At 48.4% G+C, this 17169-nt stretch carries 15 protein-coding genes; 3 read left to right on the top strand and 12 right to left on the bottom strand.

Features of this window, described 5'->3' with window-relative positions; translation table 11 throughout:
- Positions 1 to 8: 8 nt before the first annotated feature.
- The 7 genes from mobB to MHH48_RS13205 all read right to left on the bottom strand — a co-directional run bounded on the left by mobB (position 9) and on the right by MHH48_RS13205 (position 5655).
- Positions 9 to 512 (bottom strand): molybdopterin-guanine dinucleotide biosynthesis protein B, encoded by a 504-nt coding sequence (gene mobB / locus MHH48_RS13235; RefSeq protein WP_076321202.1) that lies wholly within the window; start codon positions 510 to 512, stop codon positions 9 to 11.
- Positions 509 to 1798, bottom strand: a complete 1290-nt coding sequence (glp, locus tag MHH48_RS13230) for a gephyrin-like molybdotransferase Glp (protein ID WP_076321201.1) — start codon at positions 1796 to 1798, stop codon at positions 509 to 511. The genes mobB and glp overlap by 4 nt, the downstream gene beginning before the upstream one ends.
- 157 nt (positions 1799 to 1955) lie before the next feature.
- Positions 1956 to 2687, bottom strand: coding sequence for a DUF4247 domain-containing protein (locus MHH48_RS13225; RefSeq protein ID WP_076321200.1), 732 nt, complete (start codon positions 2685 to 2687; stop codon positions 1956 to 1958).
- Positions 2688 to 2697: 10 nt separating this feature from the next.
- On the bottom strand, positions 2698 to 3204 hold the full coding sequence (locus MHH48_RS13220) for a DUF4178 domain-containing protein (protein WP_076321199.1): 507 nt from the start codon (positions 3202 to 3204) through the stop codon (positions 2698 to 2700).
- 30 nt (positions 3205 to 3234) lie between these two features.
- Positions 3235 to 3639 carry a DUF350 domain-containing protein gene (locus MHH48_RS13215; RefSeq protein WP_076321198.1) on the bottom strand — a complete coding sequence of 135 codons (405 nt, stop codon included), beginning with the start codon at positions 3637 to 3639 and terminating at the stop codon, positions 3235 to 3237.
- A 197-nt stretch (positions 3640 to 3836) separates the two neighbouring features.
- Positions 3837 to 4505, bottom strand: coding sequence for a PspA/IM30 family protein (locus tag MHH48_RS13210; RefSeq protein ID WP_076321197.1), 669 nt, complete (start codon positions 4503 to 4505; stop codon positions 3837 to 3839).
- Positions 4506 to 4632: 127 nt separating this feature from the next.
- Positions 4633 to 5655, bottom strand: a complete 1023-nt coding sequence (locus MHH48_RS13205) for an NADH:flavin oxidoreductase/NADH oxidase (protein WP_076321196.1) — start codon at positions 5653 to 5655, stop codon at positions 4633 to 4635.
- 168 nt (positions 5656 to 5823) lie between these two features.
- Between MHH48_RS13205 and MHH48_RS13200 the strand changes: the two genes are divergently transcribed.
- Positions 5824 to 6672 (top strand): polysaccharide deacetylase family protein, encoded by an 849-nt coding sequence (locus MHH48_RS13200; RefSeq protein ID WP_076321195.1) that lies wholly within the window; start codon positions 5824 to 5826, stop codon positions 6670 to 6672.
- A gap of 93 nt (positions 6673 to 6765) precedes the next feature.
- Here the strand turns inward: MHH48_RS13200 and MHH48_RS13195 are convergent, their stop codons facing one another.
- The 3 genes from MHH48_RS13195 to MHH48_RS13185 form a co-directional block, all read right to left on the bottom strand.
- Positions 6766 to 7497, bottom strand: a complete 732-nt coding sequence (locus MHH48_RS13195) for a 3D domain-containing protein (RefSeq protein WP_076321194.1) — start codon at positions 7495 to 7497, stop codon at positions 6766 to 6768.
- 185 nt (positions 7498 to 7682) lie between these two features.
- Positions 7683 to 8405 (bottom strand): amino acid ABC transporter ATP-binding protein, encoded by a 723-nt coding sequence (locus tag MHH48_RS13190; protein ID WP_076321193.1) that lies wholly within the window; start codon positions 8403 to 8405, stop codon positions 7683 to 7685.
- The gene (locus MHH48_RS13185) at positions 8392 to 9834 is read right to left on the bottom strand and encodes an ABC transporter substrate-binding protein/permease (protein ID WP_076321192.1); all 1443 of its coding nucleotides are present in this window, start codon (positions 9832 to 9834) and stop codon (positions 8392 to 8394) included. The genes MHH48_RS13190 and MHH48_RS13185 overlap by 14 nt, the downstream gene beginning before the upstream one ends.
- 557 nt (positions 9835 to 10391) lie before the next feature.
- Between MHH48_RS13185 and MHH48_RS13180 the strand changes: the two genes are divergently transcribed.
- The gene (locus MHH48_RS13180) at positions 10392 to 12140 is read left to right on the top strand and encodes an alpha-glycosidase (RefSeq protein ID WP_076321191.1); all 1749 of its coding nucleotides are present in this window, start codon (positions 10392 to 10394) and stop codon (positions 12138 to 12140) included.
- A 123-nt stretch (positions 12141 to 12263) separates the two neighbouring features.
- On the opposite strand, the gene glgA is transcribed toward MHH48_RS13180, so the two are convergent.
- Positions 12264 to 13703, bottom strand: coding sequence for a glycogen synthase GlgA (gene glgA / locus MHH48_RS13175; protein WP_076321190.1), 1440 nt, complete (start codon positions 13701 to 13703; stop codon positions 12264 to 12266).
- A 14-nt stretch (positions 13704 to 13717) separates the two neighbouring features.
- Entirely contained in the window at positions 13718 to 15676 is a 1959-nt protein-coding gene (glgB, locus tag MHH48_RS13170; protein ID WP_076321189.1) for a 1,4-alpha-glucan branching protein GlgB, read from the bottom strand.
- Positions 15677 to 15902: 226 nt separating this feature from the next.
- Between glgB and MHH48_RS13165 the strand changes: the two genes are divergently transcribed.
- Positions 15903 to 17117 carry a glucose-1-phosphate adenylyltransferase gene (locus tag MHH48_RS13165; RefSeq protein WP_076321188.1) on the top strand — a complete coding sequence of 405 codons (1215 nt, stop codon included), beginning with the start codon at positions 15903 to 15905 and terminating at the stop codon, positions 17115 to 17117.
- The last annotated feature ends 52 nt before the right edge of the window (positions 17118 to 17169 follow it).

The raw sequence follows: 17169 nt of genomic DNA, 5'->3' as shown, positions 1-17169 counted from the left end.
CAACTTCTTTATAATGACAGCAGCACCGACGTAATCCGCTCTGTGTCATTCCAAGTAAATAGGGGAACCGCTAGCCGCTGCTGTATCTCATGCAGGGCTGACGGTTCCTTCAGCATTTCAGGACGCACCACAATACCCCTGATCTCTTCAACTTGATCCACTAGCCCAATATCCTCCATTCCTCGCAGCAGTACGAGCTTCGGATAAGGCTGCATCTTATAGCCCTCAACAAGCACCAGCTCAAAATCGCTGTACAAATGGACTAACGACGCAAGTTCCAGCTCCGTTTCCATCAGCATCGCCGTACGCCCTGGCGAAGCGATAGCGATCCCCTCGGCTCCCGCCTCACGGAATTTGTACGTATCTGTCCCTTCGTGGTCCATTTCGAATCCGTGCCCGTCATGCTTGATGATGGCTGTCCGAATGCCATGGCGTTTCAACAGTGGAATCAAGGCGGTTATCAACGTGGTTTTGCCGCTGTTCTTATAACCGCATACCTGGAAAACCTTCATGTCCAGGTTCCTGGCAGAACGAGGACCCGTACGGCTTGGCCTTTAACTGCACCTCGAAGCTCTGGCGGGATCACGATTAAACAGTCACTGTCTTTGATCGTGATCATGACACTCGATTCATCAAGGGATGCAGGTGTGGCTACAAGCTTGCCGTTTGACACCTTAAGGCTCCCCCGGACGAAACGGGTAAAGTTGTTCACTTTCGAGTAATCCGAACCCAATTCTGCCGTCCATTCGGTTAAGAACAACTGCTCCATGCCAAGCATCTTGCGGATCGCAGGTCTGACAAACAACAGAAATCCCACATAACATGCGCCCGGATTACCCGATAGCGCGAAGAGCAGTTTACCATCCTTAACAGCCGCGGTTGTAACACTTCCGGGACGCATCGTGACTTTATTAAACAGCATGTCCAGACCGCCGGATGTCACCAGCTCCCCCATAATATCGTAGTCGCCAACTGAAACGCCGCCTGTCGTAACCACGATATCATACACCTGCAGCGCTTGCTCCACCTTCTGGCGGGCAAGCTCGATATCATCCGGGATCGCCTCCATAATCACTGGCACACCACCGGCTTCCCGAATTTGCGATGCGAGCATATAGGTATTGCTGTTTCGGATTTTACCGGGTTCAAGCGGCTCGGTGATGTCCAGTAGTTCGGTGCCCGTCGAGAAAATTCCTACCACTGGCTGACGATACACTTCAACCTGATGTATGCCGAAGGTAGCCAGAACTGAAATTTCTCCAGGCCCGATCAGAGTTCCTCGGCGGAGGATCAAATCACCTTCCTGAAGCTCGAATCCGAGGGGAGTGATATTCTTCCCCTTCTCGATGGACCTCTTGAAGCCTACATGGGTTAAGCCATCCTCCATTCGAAGCTCCGTCGCTTCAAGCATAACGACAGCGTCCGCCCCTTCCGGGACTTGAGCGCCTGTCATGATGCGGGAAGCCTTGCCTTGCTCGATCGGGATTGAAGACACATATCCGCACGGGATCTGGTCAACAACCTCGAGCCACACCTTTCCCCCTAGATCGCATGCTGCCAAATCCACTGAGCGAACAGCATAACCGTCCATGCCCGAACGTGCAAAAGCCGGAAACGGATGAGGGGCGATGACATCGGAAGCAAGCACACGTCCATCACTATCCTGCAGCCGAATGAACTCCTCCTGACCAAGCCCTGCATATGAAGCGGCAAGCGCTTGCGCGTCCGCTACCTGTAAAGCGCGCCGATCAAATTTATGATTTTGTTTCTTAGGCGATATCGAATGATTATCCTTCACAACGCATTCCTCACTTTCTGACTCAAAGAAACCTGACATTCTTACTGTACTACATTCTGAGCAATCTTCAAACCGAGCCTTCGGCTCATATGAAACCCTTCTGCTCGTACAAAAAAAGCGCATGGTCACCAGACCATGCGCTTATAGACTCCTTGCTTTACCTTCGTCCCCTTCGGGAGATCTTGCCAGATCCGATTCGGGTCTTCGGCTTCTTGTACGATTTCTTAGGCGAATCGAACAGTCCCCCGCCGCTTTCGCCGCGCTTAATCGTGCCGCGGTCTCCGCTTGTATCCGGATTTCGTCGGAACAGGCCTCCACCGGTACCGGCAGAATCCTGACCGCGCCGAGTAATCTTCCCGCTCCGGTCCACCGTCAACGGCGGAGCGATCTTCTTATCCTTGCTTGTCGGCTTCTTATAGTTACCTTGTGCCGGTTTATACACATCTTTACTTGTATACCCCCGGTAACCTCCGCCGCCCATCGAATCAAATAAATTTCCGATCAGAACTGCCGTTAAGTAACCTTGCAGAAAACTTGAATCATAATTGCGCTGAACATACTCCCTGGAATCGATCTCGATCAGCGTATCGGTTGGCTTCTGGGGGTCCTGCTGCAAATGGTAATACTCATCCCCATACACCAGAAACATCCGCTCGGTATCCGCAGGAGACGATTGATCCGGCGTGTTTGCCGCCGTGAGCTCGTTTGCAACATCGGGAACGCTTTTATCAGCTGCCCGGTATACATAGGACGTTGCATTTCCGTCTCGATTGACGGATTCCAGCGGATAGGTATCCTTGATATTCGGCGCTCCGCATCCACTCAATAATGATACGAATAAACTCAGCACCAATATGATTTTTATAGATATAAAAGAGCGTTCCTTCATGCCACCACTCCTAAGTCGCCCGGATAACTCGAACGTCCCCCGGTATCACTTTCTCGCCTTCATACAACATAAACCGCCCGTTCTGCCATTCAATCCGCAGCAGCTTGTAATCATCCGATTGGTATTGCCATACATGCTGCTCCCCACTTTGCGTAAACGCAGTACGACCCGTAATCGATACATGTCCCCCGTATTCCTCTTCCAAATGAAAGACATGATCGTCCAAATCGATGATGGACGGTACCTCATCCGGAGAGTCCAGCCGTCCATCGATCGGAGCGTATAACGCATACTGAACCGTCTCGCGTTCCTCAATATGCAGATAAGCAATGGTGCTGCCATCCTGAAGCGTCAAGACGACCGCATTACGACCGCGATTGTGCACACGACCCGTGACTTCATAAGTGACTAGAGACACTTCACAAATATCGCCGGGAGCCAGCTGCAGCATGCTTTTCTCTACCTTGGGCGGCTCCGGCTTACTAAATAAATTGCTGATTCTTTTCCACATACTCATCTTTCCTGTCCCCTATCTCCATTATGCGTTCTATAGGCAAGCGGTAATAATTAACGCTCCAACCACATGCAGCGAACCTGCAAATAAACCGTATCCCGTCTTTCCCTCGCGGGTTCCTTTGTCAAGGTTCAGCTTGCCGAAGTTACGCAGCATGAGCTCTGTCAACGATTCGAGAATCAGCAATATGATAAACGAAATGATTGATACCACTATCGCCTCAAGTAGATGATATGACGTACCAATCGACACGGATAAAATATACCCTTGTGCGAACAGTTTCAATATCAGTCTTGTGGTTACCGCCATGTTACCCGCTTTCACTTCTTCAAGATCGTTATATTTCGTGAACAGGGAATCCACAAACATCAAAACAAACAACAGCAGCCCACCGACAGCTGTCCATAGCAATACACGCAAGATCATATCAAAATCCATCTCTAAGCCTCCACATTCAACATACAAAAACTCCCTTAAGCCCGGGCTGCCTCAATTGAAGACAGACGTCTAATAAAAGGATCTTCCCTTATATCTACGATCAAACAAAAGCGAAGGAGAAGCTCAGCTGCATTCAGCTCTGCTGTTTCTCCCTCGCCCCCTGAACAATATAACTGTTAGACCGCTAAAATCCGTTATTACTTGTTCTCGTATTGTTTCATCAAGGCTGCAAGCTCATCCTCAACGACTTTGTCCTTGCCAAGGTTCTCAAACTCTTCATCAAGGGATTTCTCACGTGACGACATTTCATTGCTTGCTTCCGCACGAGCTTCCATAGCCAGCATCTTCTCTTCCATTCGTTTCAATCCGGCCGATGCTGTGTCAGTCCCAAACCCGTTCATCGCTTTGTTGATCTCGGTTTGCGCTTTAGCGGCATTATAACGAGCGACCAAAGTTTCACGTTTGTTCTTCATCGCTGTAAGCTGCTTGCGCATTTCTTCCAGCTTGCCGCGCAGATTGTCGGCTGCCAGTTTGTTCTGATCGTAGCTGGCTTTGTACTCATCACGCTTGGCCTCGGCGGCCTTCTTCTCTTCCAGCGCGCGGCGGGCAAGATCAACGTTTTGAGCTTGTGCTGCGGTATGCGCTTGCTGCGTGCGTTTTTCCACGAGCGCAGCTTGCTCTTCATAAAGTGCTTTAAAGCGTTTCTCAATGGCAATTTGTGAAGCTACCGCTTTCTCAGCATCCTCAAGATCTTCCGTCATATCTCGAATGTACTGATCCGTCATTTTAATCGGGTCTTCCGCCTTGTCGATAATGGCGTTAATATTGGACATGGTCAAATCGCGCAATCTTTTAAATATGGACATCGTTCTCTTCCTCTCGCTTTCACTTTAAAATACTGGTATATGATTAATATTTACGTTGCATGTTCCCAAACGTTTCAAAAATTTTTTAGAAGTTGTTCAAAACTCACAATTTTGGAACACGCATTTTTTAATATGCTCGTTCATATTGCTTGGGGACTTTCTGTCCTCCATCAAGCGCCTTGGCTGCATGAACAGCCCAGTAGGGATCGCGGAGCATGCCCCGGCCAATCGCCACCAGATCCGCTTTGCCTGACAAAATCACCTCTTGCGCGGCATGGTAATCATCCAGCAATCCTACCGCAATAACAGGCACCTTTAACAGCTGTTTGAACTCTGCTGCCAGATCCACCTGATAACCGGGCTTCGCTTCCGGACCTCCATTGGCGCCGACCTGGCCTTCTCCCCCCGAGGAGATATGAAAAATATCGACGCCGGCATCGCGGTAACGTTTGCAAATCTCCGCACAGTATTGCACATCATAGCCGCCGTCCACATATTCTTTTGCAGATACCCTCATTATGATCGGCATGCCTTCGGGCAGGACTTCCTTAACGGCTTGGACAACCCGCTCGCCGAACAGAGGAAGGTCTTGACCATATTCATCACTGCGCTGGTTCGTTAGCGGCGAGTGAAACTGATGAATGAGGTAACCATGGGCGCCATGAATCTCAACGGTATCGAACCCGGCTTCAACAGCTCGACGCGCGCCTTCCTTGAAGGCTTGAATGAGCTCTTCCACTTCCGCCCCGGAGAGCATCTTGGGCATTTTGTAATGGGAACTGAACGGAATCGCAGAAGGAGCTACTGACGGTTCTGCATCCTGCGCTTTTCTTCCGGCATGCCCAAGCTGGATACCAATCTTGGTTCCATAAGAATGCACGCTCTCCACAATACGGCGATAGGCTGGGATCTGATTATCGTCCCATATCCCCGTGTCCTGATTCGTTATGCGTCCATCAGGATGGACGCCTGTCATTTCTACAATAATGAAGCCAGTACCTCCAACGGCACGGCTGACGTAATGAACAAAATGCCAATCATTCGGAATCCCGTCCTCAGCTTGAACGGAATATTGACACATCGGTGGCATAACAATGCGGTTCTTGAGGGTCAAATTCTTGAAATTGTAAGGTGTAAACAAGTCTGCCAAGCGATTATCTCCTTCCATATCCAAATGATCAAGATGTAATAACCAATCTGTTACCGGTTATTATACACCTTTCTGAGGGAAAACTAAAAAACATCGCATTCCCATATTGAGGATAATCGCACGATCAACTGGGCATACCATATTAAAAAGCGAAAGGGGTCGATCGTGATGTTCAATCGATACCGTGCAGGAAGCTGCCTGTTGTGTATCCTGTTATTCTTTTTCATGGTGCCGGACATCTCGGCACACGCGTCCGATGTACATAGTTTGTCACTTCAACCCCAGGACACTTCAGTCATGTCGGAATCCGGCCAAATCTTGGATCATGCCAAGCGCAATAAGACCCAAAATTCAGACGATGCGCCGTCTTTAAGTCAATTACTGAGAAAATATCCGGATACCTTTCGCTCCAGCGGACCCCGGGTCAAACAGATCGCTCTGACCTTTGATGATGTCCCGGATCCCCGATTTACCGGAAAAGTACTGGACGTCCTCAAAAAGTTTCAGGTAAAAGCCACGTTCTTTGCAGTGGGGGAACGGGCCAAAAAACATCCCGATCTCGCGAAACGAATTCATGATGAAGGTCACGCCATTGGTAATCACTCCTATAATCACGCCCAGCTGAACAAGCTGAGCCTGGAGAAATTCAAAGGCCAAATCGGACGTACCAACACGATCTTGAAATCCCTAACCGGAGTGGACCCTCGGCTAATCCGTCCGCCTTATGGTGATATCAATGAAGAGCAGCTTCAGTGGGCACGCAAAAACGGATACAAAGTCGTGAATTGGAATGTCGACTCCCTCGATTGGAAAGGGCTGAGTAAGGAAGAGGTGAAAAGCAACATTTTATCAGCGGTCGGGCCAGGCTCGATCGTACTCCAACATGCCGGAGGTGGCGTGGGATCCAACCTAACCGGAACGATCGAAGCGCTCCCGGACATTATTACCGAGCTGCGGAGTAAGGGATATAGCTTCGTCACACTCCCGGAGATGTTAGGCGTGTCAGAGTCGAGATAGATCTGAATAACAAAAAAAGACGGCTAACTGGAGTTTGGATCCAGTCTAGCCGTCTTCCGTATTAGAATGATTATTTCATGAGGATGAATTAAATTATTCGATAATGAACAATTTGATATCCTGAATGCCGAATTGATTCACGGATGATTTTGAACCTGGGATGAAAATATCAATCCTATTCCCTTTAATAGCTCCACCAATATCACGAGCTTCTGCCACAAATGCCTTTTTCGGCAGTCCTGGATGCTCATGTCCTGTTACAAGCACCTTGGTACCGAGCGGAATGATCTTGGGATCGACAGCGATGGTGCCGAGCTCAAGGGAATTTCCGAAGTAATCAACCGCGCCCCAACCACCGTTCTCGCTTGCTGCAGAAGAATAGGCAGTAGCCTTGACCGACAATGCTTTGCTATAATTAAACGTCTTGCCCCATGCTTCCACCACGTTCTTCTCAGGGGAAACGCTCAAGCTGGGCGTAAATCCGGTGGTTCCTGGAGCGATAGGTGCAGCAGATGCCGTCGAGTTCATCGATACCGTCCCTGGAATGGTGATTTTTAGCCCCTGGTATATATTCGTTGCCTTAATCGTAGGGTTAGCCTTCATCAGCTTGTCCATGTTTACACCGTACTGTTTAGATAAGAAGTAGAAGGTGTCGCCATTCTTAGCGACATGCACTGCGCTTGCATGTGCCTGCAGTCCCCCTCCGGCGAAAGTCAGGCCAAGTACAACGGCTGTAACGGTAAGCCATTTTGCTGTTTTTCCAGCGATCTTATTATTTTTGTTAAGTCCATAATTTCTAGTCCATGATCTCATTTGTTGTAACATCTAAAGATGCCTCCTTTTATGTAGCCTGGTAATTCGGATGTAATATGTCAACGAACATCAATATATCACAATTTTGTAACCTATACTGCAAGCAATTGTTACCAATAAACAAACAAAAACAGCGCCAATTCCTGAAACGATCAGGTATGGCGCTGTTTTTGTTTGTTACAATGTAGAAATAAAAGTTACAAAACCTTACTTAAAAACTCTTGCGTACGAGGATGAGTCGGATTGCCAAACAACTGGTCCGGCGTGCCTTCCTCTACGATTTTACCGCCATCCATGAACAGGATCCGATCTCCCACTTCCCGGGCGAAGCCCATCTCATGGGTGACGATGACCATCGTCATACCGCCTTCGGCAAGTTTCTTCATTACTTCCAGTACCTCACCCACCATCTCAGGGTCCAGTGCGGAGGTTGGCTCGTCAAACAGCATGACATGCGGCTGCATCGCGAGTGCGCGGGCAATGGCAATTCTCTGCTTCTGTCCACCGGACAGCTGGGAAGGATAAGACTCCTTCTTATCCTGCAGTCCAACCGACTTCAGCAGCTCGTCTGCAGTAGCCTCGGCTTCCTTTGCCGAGACACCCTTCACCTGGATTGGAGCAAGCGTAATATTATCGATGACCTTCTTGTGAGGAAACAGATTAAACTGCTGAAATACCATGCCCATTTTCTCACGGGTTCCATTGATATTGTGATTCTTGGCGGTGATCAGCTCACCCTCGAACGAAATTTCGCCGCTGGTCGGCACTTCAAGCAAATTAAGACATCGCAAGAAGGTACTTTTACCGGAGCCGCTCGGCCCGATGACAACCACTACTTCTCCTTTTGCAATCTCAATGTCAATGCCCTTCAAGATTTCCAGCTTGCCAAACGATTTATGAAGATCCTTAACGGTTATCACTTGCACTCAACTTCCTTTCCCAGACACCCAGAAGCTTCGAAAGAACGAATGTCAGTATAAAGTAGATCAGGGCAGCCACAAGCAGCGGATTCAATGCCGCAAACGTCATGCCGCGCAAAATCTGGGCTTGATACATAATGTCCACCACACCGATGAAGGAGACGATGGAGGATTCCTTGATGATGACAACAAACTCATTACCGATCGCAGGCAAAACGCCTTTTAACGCTTGCGGCAAAATAATGTGGCGCATCGCTTTGCCCTTGGTCATTCCGAGTGAGCGTGCAGCCTCCAATTGACCGCGGTCCACGCCTTGAATGCCGGCACGGAATATTTCAGCTAGATAGGCAGCGCTGTTGATAGAAAGCGTCAAAATACCCGACTGGATCGGTGAGAATTTAATATCAAACGCCGCCAAACTGTAATGGATAATAAACAACTGGACCAGCATCGGGGTACCACGGATGATCTCAATATAAGCGGTAGCCAAAAACTTAAGGATTTTTACACCCGACATCCGCATTAAAGCGATAATCAATCCGAGAATGAAGCCTAAAAATACACCAAGAGCCGAAATAAGCAACGTAAACTGGATTCCCTTGGCGTAATAATCGCGATATTTCCAAAAGAACTCAAATGTGTTCAGATTCTCTGCTTTACGGCCTGCAGCCAGGTCGCTGGCCTCGTCGACAAACTTCTGGATCTGGTCATTCTCCTTCAAACGCTCAAGTGTAGCATTAATGCTCTTCAGCAGCTCTTCGTTCCCTTTACGAACCCCGATGGCATAAGCATCGTTCTCAGCCGTCGGTTTAGCGTCCGTGATCACCATCGTCGCTTCATTCATATTGGTCTTCGCGATTGGATACTCAGCGAGAACAACATCCACGCGCTCGGATTCCAGCTGCAGCAGCAAGTCCGGGATTTTATCCAGTGATACCACGTTGGCTTTCGGAATTGTCTTTGCAATGGACTCCTGAATGGAGCTTTTCTGAACCCCGATGCGTGCTCCCTCCAGGCTCTCAAGCGTGTTAAACTTTAGTGCATCTTCCTTACGAACGACAACCGATTGTTCCGCAGCATAATAAGGCTCGGAGAAATCGATGCTTTTTCGGCGCTCTTCTGTCGGATTCATGCCCGATATGACAAAATCCACGCGTCCGCTCGTCAGCTCCGGCAAGAGAGCATCAAAGGAGGTGTCCTTAATAATGAGCTCGGCGCCAAGATCCTTGGCGATTTCCTTCGCAATATCGATATCAAATCCGACGATGGTATCCACGCCATCTATCGTTTTATGGAACTCATAAGGTGCATAATCGGCACTCGTGCCGAGAATCACCGTTTTCTTCTCACCCTCCGCATGAACGATACTGCCAAAAGACAGCACGACCACCATGAACAGGGTCATCCACGCTGTAAATTTACGTTTCATATGTCTCGTTTCTCCCCTAACTGTTACAAATAAATTCAACCAGAAAAAATGCAACTGAGTCATTATAAAACAGGATGCATGAATATGCAATGAAAATTCATGGGTTCTCATGAACAGCACCCTTATATTAAACCCTACATATGGCGTCTACTCCACTATTTTAATACAACGGTCAATTCATCATACCCTTAGGATTATGTTACTCATGATTCTTTTAATCATTTAAACAAATAAATTAGAGGGGTGAATCGATTGAGAGTCCATATTGTGGAAATCACTTCGCTATGTTAACCATTACGGGCCGTTCAATTTTTCCTACATATAAATGTAAATACAGGACTTTAGCATCATCCAGAAAGTGATACGAGGATCTATGGTAAGCAATCTTTCGACGATGCATAATCTCTCCGTCCCCTTCCCATCTTATAATTGCGCATAACATGCAGTACTTGATAAATAGGAAGGCTAGCCGGGCGGTCTCTTTCACTCCATGATTCATGCAAGCCAGCAGTTGGTTATTAATTAGCTATAGCTTTACTCATATAGGAGGTGTAACCATGCTGTTAGAAGCACTGTATCATGTTCCAAGAGATAAATGGGCTTATGCATATGATACGAAAACCATTCATCTTCGGATTCGAACCAAGAAAAACGACATTGATTCTGTTGTTGCCATGACCGGCGACAAATACGATTGGGACCGTACGTACTTCGAGATCACCATGGAAAAGGCCGCCTCGGATGACATGTTTGACTACTGGGAATGCGGAGTTAGGCCGAAATACAAAAGACTGTCCTACGGCTTTCGAATTCATGCCGGAGATGAAACGGTTTATATGGTGGACAACGGAATCGGATGGGACTATCCTTATCCGCCTGCAGGTTACTTTGAATTTCCGTACATACATGAAGTCGATGTATTCAAAGTACCGGAATGGGCCAAGGAAGCCGTGTTTTATCAAATTATGACGGAGCGCTTTGCTAACGGAAACGCAGCCACCAATCCAGAAAAAACCGAGACCTGGGGCGGCAAGCCGGAGGTGGATAATTTCTTCGGCGGTGACCTGCAGGGCGTACTGGATCATCTCGATGATCTCGTTGACCTGGGTATCAACGCCATTTATTTTACTCCTCTCTTCCTCTCCCCCTCCAATCATAAATATGACACGGTTGATTATAAACAGGTGGATCCGCACTTTGGCGATAATGAGTTGTTGAAAAAAGTAGTAGATACTTGTCACGCAAAAGGCATCCGAGTGGTTCTCGATGCGGTATTCAATCACTGCAGCGAGGAGTTCCCGCCCTTTCAGGATGTGCTGAAGCACGGCGAGAAATCCAAGTATTCGAAATGGTTTCATGTGAACCAGTTTCCCTGCGAGGTCAAGGATGGCATTCCCAGCTACGATACGTTCGGTTTTTTCGGAAATATGCCGAAATTCAATACCGCCAATCCCGAAGTGAAGGCGTATTTGCTGGGTGTAGCCGAATACTGGATCAAGGAGATCAATCTCGACGGCTGGCGCCTGGACGTTGCCAATGAAATTGATCATCACTTCTGGCGGGATTTCAGACAGGTCGTCAAGAAGGCCAACCCTGAGGCTTATATCGTGGGCGAGGTCTGGTCGGACTCCTTAATCTGGCTGCAAGGTGACCAGTTTGATTCCGTAATGAATTATCCTTTTGCCGATAAGGTGCTGGAGTTCTTCAACGGCAACATGGACGGGCTCACGTTCGCCAACCGTATCGGCTCGATCCTGATGCGATATCCGCAGCAGACCAACGAAGTGGTCTTTAATCTGCTGTGCAGCCACGATACGCCGAGGCTGCTTACCCGTGTGGGAGAAGATATCCGGCGCATGAAACTCACGGTTGTATTTCTGTTTACATTCATGGGTACGCCGTGCATCTTTTATGGCGACGAAATCGGATTGACCGGTGACGGAGATCCCGATTGCCGCAAATGCATGGAATGGGATCCAAAGAAACGAAACCAAGAGCTGTATACGTTTTATCAAGGGATGATCGCGCTTCGGAAAAAGCATAAGGCGCTGAGACAGGGACGCTTCCGCTTCCTGCAAGCGAATCTCCATGATCCTTGCATTGTGTACGAGCGTGCGGACGAAACCATGCATTTTATCGTCTGGATGAACAACAGCAACTCGGCACGCACCATATCGCATCCTATCGTCACGTCCGATTGGATTGATGCCGAGACAAAAGAGCCCGTAAAACCAGTAAACGGGACAATGCATATCGATTTAGAGCCTTATGCATATCGAATTTTATGCCGGCGATTGAAACATTAGTAAACTCATCTTATGTGATCAGACCAACTGGCGCCATACATCTATACCAAACTTTAACGAGCACAGGGGTGCAAGGACAGCGCATAATTTGGCTATCCTTACACCCCTGTGTCTTGTTATGGTTCAAGCCTGAGATTGGGTGATTTGATGGTATATCTCCTGATATTCCTTGGCCGAAACGTTCCAGCTATAATCCCCGCCCAATGCGTTCTTAGTCACTTTACGCCAGTGCTCAGGCATGCGGTAAAGCGAGGTCGCGCGCCGGATCGTGTTCATCATATCATGGGCATTGTAATCCTTGAAAGAGAATCCATTCCCTTCTCCCGTATACTCGTTATATGCATGAACCGTATCATTCAGTCCGCCTGTTTCGCGGACAATCGGCACACTGCCGTAACGCATGGCGATGAGTTGGCTGATACCGCACGGTTCAAATTTGGAAGGCATCAGGAACAGATCGCTGCCAGCGTAGAAGCGCCGCGATAACGGTTCATTGAACCGAATCTGGGCCGACATTTTATTGGGATACCGATTCGCCGCTTCCTTGAACCAATGTTCATAAGACGGATCACCCGTTCCCAGAACGACAAATTGAATCTCATCATAGTAGAGCAGCTCATCCAGAATCCGGATGAGCAGATCGAGCCCCTTCGAATCGACCAGCCGCGTCACCATCGACATCAACGGAATATGCGGTGCTACCGGAAGGTTCAACTCTTCTTGCAAGGCAATTTTGTTCTGCGTTTTCTTACTCAGACCGCTCCGGTACTTCATCGCGATGTGCGGATCGGTCGCCGGGTTGTAGCTCTTAGTATCTATACCATTCACAATGCCGCTCAATCTCGAACCTTGGGCTGACAAAAGCCCGTCGAGTCCGTATCCGTAATAACCGGTCTGGATCTCCGAAGCATAAGTCGGGCTAACCGTCGTTACATGATCTGCATACACGATTCCCGCTTTCATGAAATTCACGTTTCCGTAATATTCTACGCCCTCCGCTGTAAAATGACGGCTGTGGATTCCGAGCAGATCGACCAGCACCTCGTACGGATATACGCCTTGATACAACAAATTGTGGATTGTAAATACGGTTCGAATTCCCGCATAGTAAGGATCATGTCGGTAGACATCTTCAAGGAGCAGCGGAATCATCGCCGTATGCCAATCATGGCAGTGAAGCACGTCCGGCTGAAAACCGATTACCGGCAAGATCTCAAGAACGGCGCGATTGAAGAACGAAAAGCGTTCGCCATCGTCCAAGTAGCCGTAAATACCTTCGCGGCCAAAATAATATTCATTGTCTACAAAATAAATCGTGACTCCGTCCTCAACCAGGGACTCGATGCCGCAATACTGCTCGCGCCAGCCTACCCGTACCCGGGTTTCCCCGACATGCGCCATGCGCTCCCGGTAGTCGTCAGGAATGCCGCGATATTTGGGCAGAACCACCCGAATATCCTCGCCCATGCCGCGAAGGGATTTCGGCAAAGCAGCGATCACATCCGCCAATCCGCCTGTCTTGATGTATGGTCCACATTCTGAAGCAGCAAATAACACTTTCAATCCTGCTTCCCCCTTTAGATTCGTTTGGTTTTCCGTGCCGTCTTCTCTTTTACTACTGATGCCTTCAGTGAAACGTCCTCTTGTGCCTGCAACTTTCTGGAACGCGGCTTTTTCTTTAACACCACCATGCCTAGTGGAGGCAGCTTGATCTCCAAGCTGTGGGTTTGACCATGCCAGGCCTTCTTCTCTGCTTTTAAGTCTTCGTTGTTAACCAGTCCGGAGCCGCCATAATCGGTATGATCGGAATTCAATATTTCCACGTACTGTCCCGCTCTCGGTAAGCCGATCCGATATTGGTCATATGCCCAGGGCTGAAAATTAATGACGATGATTAGTGTATCGCTAGGTTTTGTGCCCATTCTCATGTACGATAAGACACTCTGCTCATGATCATCAGCGCTAAGCCACTCAAAGCCTTCCCACCTGTGATCCTGCTCCCATAGCGCCTTCTCCTCCACATACATGCGGTTTAACGCTGCCGTATAAGCCAACTGCTTCCGGTGGCTTTCGTAATCAAGCAGCAGCCAATCCAGCTGCTCCTGATCCTTCCATTCAATGAATTGGCCGAACTCTCCCCCCATAAACAGCAGCTTCTTGCCAGGCTGGGTGATCTGATATCCAAGCAAAATGCGGAGTCCTGCAAACTTTTGTTCATAGCTCCCCGGCATTTTATTAAGCAGTGATTTCTTCCCGTGGACAACTTCATCATGTGACAGCGGTAATGTAAAATTTTCTGAATAGGCATAACAAATGGGAAATGTTAGTAAATTATGATGGGTAGGCCGCTGATCGAATTCTTGCTCCACATAGGACAGCGTGTCATTCATCCAGCCCATGTTCCACTTGTAATTGAACCCAAGGCCCCCTTCGTGCACAGGTGCGGTAACTCCTGCCCATGCGCTGGATTCCTCAGCCATCATCAAGGCATTCGGGTAATATCGAAACACAGCTTTATTCAATTCCTGCAGAAAGGATATCGCTTCGAGATTTTCCAAGCCACCATGTTCATTAGGTTTATACTGACCTTCGCGCTTCTCAAAATCGAGCCGGATCATGCTTGTCACAGCGTCCACACGAAGACCATCAATATGATACATATCCATCCAAAATAAGGCATTGGAGATGAGGAATGAAATCACCTCAGGCTTGGCATAATCGAAAGACAGTGTTCCCCAGCCCGGTTTCTCTGCTTTTTGCGAATCTGCGTACTCATAAAGAGGCGCCCCGTCAAACAGTCGAAGCCCGTGGGCATCCTTGGCAAAATGTGCGGGCACCCAGTCAAGCAGCACGCCGATACCAGCTTGATGCAGCTGATCAACAAGGTACATGAAATCATGGGGACTTCCGTATCTGCTGGTCAGCGCAAAGAATCCGGTTCCCTGATACCCCCATGAAAGGTCGTACGGATGCTCAGCCAAGGGCATGAATTCCACGTGGGTATAGCTCATCTCCAGCAAGTAGGGGATCAGCTGGTCCGCCAGTTCGCGATATGTATAGAACGAACCGTCCTCTTTTTGCCGCCAGGTTCCAACGTGCATCTCATATATGTTCATCGGCTTGGTGTAGGGGGATCTGTTCTTTCTTCTCCATGTTGCGTCGTTCCAATGATATCCAGAAAGATCGGTCACAACCGATGCGGTTGCAGGTCGAACTTCGGCGTGAAACGCGTACGGATCCGCCTTCAAGAACGTTTCTCCATACGGTCCCGTGATATGATATTTGTAAAAAGTTCCAGTCTTCATCCCAGGGAAAAACCGACTCCAAATTCCCGAATCGGGTATCCTATATAACGTGTCCTGGGAACCGTCCCAGCCGTTCCAGTCTCCGGCAAGACCCACCTGCCTTGCATTCGGAGCCCAAACCGTAAAACGCACGCCTTCAACTCCATCTTCCGTAGCACGGTGTGCACCCATGGATTGGTAACTGTGAAACCAGGTTCCTTCATGAAATAAATACAATTGTTCCGGAGTCATGTTTCCTTCCCTAACTGCTTGGTTCAATCATCGTCACCCGCTTTTTCTTTATAAATCCAAAATATTATTAGTGCTATTACCCCATTCTAACCATGTTGAAAATAAAAAATGTCCCTGAAAAATAATTTTGTAATTTTCATTTCACTTTTTCAATATAATCGTTTCAAACCCCGGGAATGTCGTTTATGTAATGTACAACGTGAAAATACATTGGGAGGGAAACGTGATGAAGAGAAAAGACTGTATTGCTATGCTTCTGGCCGGTGGAGAGGGTAAACGATTAGCCCCCCTTACGTCCAAGCTGGCAAAACCCGCCGTTCCATTTGGCGGACATTATCGTATAATCGATTTTCCTCTCAGCAATTGTGTGAACTCCGGAATCGATACGGTTGGAGTCCTAACACAATATGAGGCAGAATCATTACACGAACATATCGGTGAAGGTGAACCCTGGGGACTAACACATACAGGACGTGAAGGCATCGCTCTGCTTCCATCCAACAGCACACACCAAGATGGATACTTGGGTACAGCAGACGCCATTTATAAAAACATTCCATACATCGATGATCAAAATCCCGAACATGTCCTTATTCTATCCGGGGACCATATTTATCAAATGGATTACCGCGAAATGCTTGAAGCCCACATACAGCAGGAGGCACCTGCCACGATCTCCGTGATGGAAGTGCCCTGGGAAGACGCCAGCCGGTTTGGCGTCATGAGCGTTGACGACAATCTCAATATCATTGAATTTGCCGAAAAACCGGCAGAACCGCAAAGCAACCTCGCCTCGATGGGCATATATTTGTTCCGTTGGGACTATCTGAAGCGGCACCTCATTGAGGATGCGGCTGATTCCAACTCCAGCCATGACTTCGGGAAGGATGTCATCCCTAAGATGCTGTCCGGAGAAGAGTCGCTGCTTGCGTATCGCTTCCAGGGCTACTGGCGCGATGTGGGTACTGTAGAAAGCCTCTGGGAAGCCCATATGGATGTGCTTAGCCAAAACGAGCTTGTTCTGGAAAGATCCGATTGGCCCATGTATACCCGTGCATGGAAGACCAAACTTTCGGCAGCGCGGAACCGGAATACGGAACACACAGACTGCTTGATTCATGACCAATGCACCTTCGAAGGAAAAGCCAAGAGCTCCGTTATATTCTGCGGTGCGGAGATCGGCAAATACTCCATCGTTAAAGACAGTGTGGTCATGCCGAATGTCAAAATCGGCAAGGGCGCTCATATCGAGCATGCCATTATCGGTGAGGGAGCAATCATCAAGGATGGAGCGATTGTAAAAGGAACTCCCGGCAACGTAGTGGTTGTTGGACCTTATGAGACCGTACTTCCGAAGCCAACCATTCGTACCCAGCCGTCCCGACTGCTTCAGGATGTATACGAAAAAGGACGCTTGCGGGCTAATGTCTCTTCATCCTAAACGAGTTCTTCAACAACATATTAGCTCTGAGATCAATTTCTTCAGACTTTTA

Source organism: Paenibacillus sp. FSL F4-0100, assembly GCF_037993005.1.
Classification (GTDB): Bacteria; Bacillota; Bacilli; order Paenibacillales; family Paenibacillaceae; genus Paenibacillus_AQ.
The sequence above is the reverse complement of the archived record's forward strand: the minus strand, read 5'-3'. Positions and strand labels throughout refer to the sequence as shown.

Bases quoted from the DNA above. Each gene is read 5' to 3' on its own strand.
- mobB (WP_076321202.1), bottom strand. From the start codon at position 512: ATGAAGGTTTTCCAGGTATGCGGTTATAAGAACAGCGGCAAAACCACG.
- MHH48_RS13225 (WP_076321200.1), bottom strand. From the start codon at position 2,687: ATGAAGGAACGCTCTTTTATATCTATAAAAATCATATTGGTGCTGAGT.
- MHH48_RS13220 (WP_076321199.1), bottom strand. From the start codon at position 3,204: ATGAGTATGTGGAAAAGAATCAGCAATTTATTTAGTAAGCCGGAGCCG.
- MHH48_RS13215 (WP_076321198.1), bottom strand. From the start codon at position 3,639: ATGGATTTTGATATGATCTTGCGTGTATTGCTATGGACAGCTGTCGGT.
- MHH48_RS13210 (WP_076321197.1), bottom strand. From the start codon at position 4,505: ATGTCCATATTTAAAAGATTGCGCGATTTGACCATGTCCAATATTAAC.
- MHH48_RS13200 (WP_076321195.1), top strand. From the start codon at position 5,824: ATGTTCAATCGATACCGTGCAGGAAGCTGCCTGTTGTGTATCCTGTTA.
- MHH48_RS13195 (WP_076321194.1), bottom strand. From the start codon at position 7,497: ATGTTACAACAAATGAGATCATGGACTAGAAATTATGGACTTAACAAA.
- MHH48_RS13185 (WP_076321192.1), bottom strand. From the start codon at position 9,834: ATGAAACGTAAATTTACAGCGTGGATGACCCTGTTCATGGTGGTCGTG.
- MHH48_RS13180 (WP_076321191.1), top strand. From the start codon at position 10,392: ATGCTGTTAGAAGCACTGTATCATGTTCCAAGAGATAAATGGGCTTAT.
- glgB (WP_076321189.1), bottom strand. From the start codon at position 15,676: ATGACTCCGGAACAATTGTATTTATTTCATGAAGGAACCTGGTTTCAC.
- MHH48_RS13165 (WP_076321188.1), top strand. From the start codon at position 15,903: ATGAAGAGAAAAGACTGTATTGCTATGCTTCTGGCCGGTGGAGAGGGT.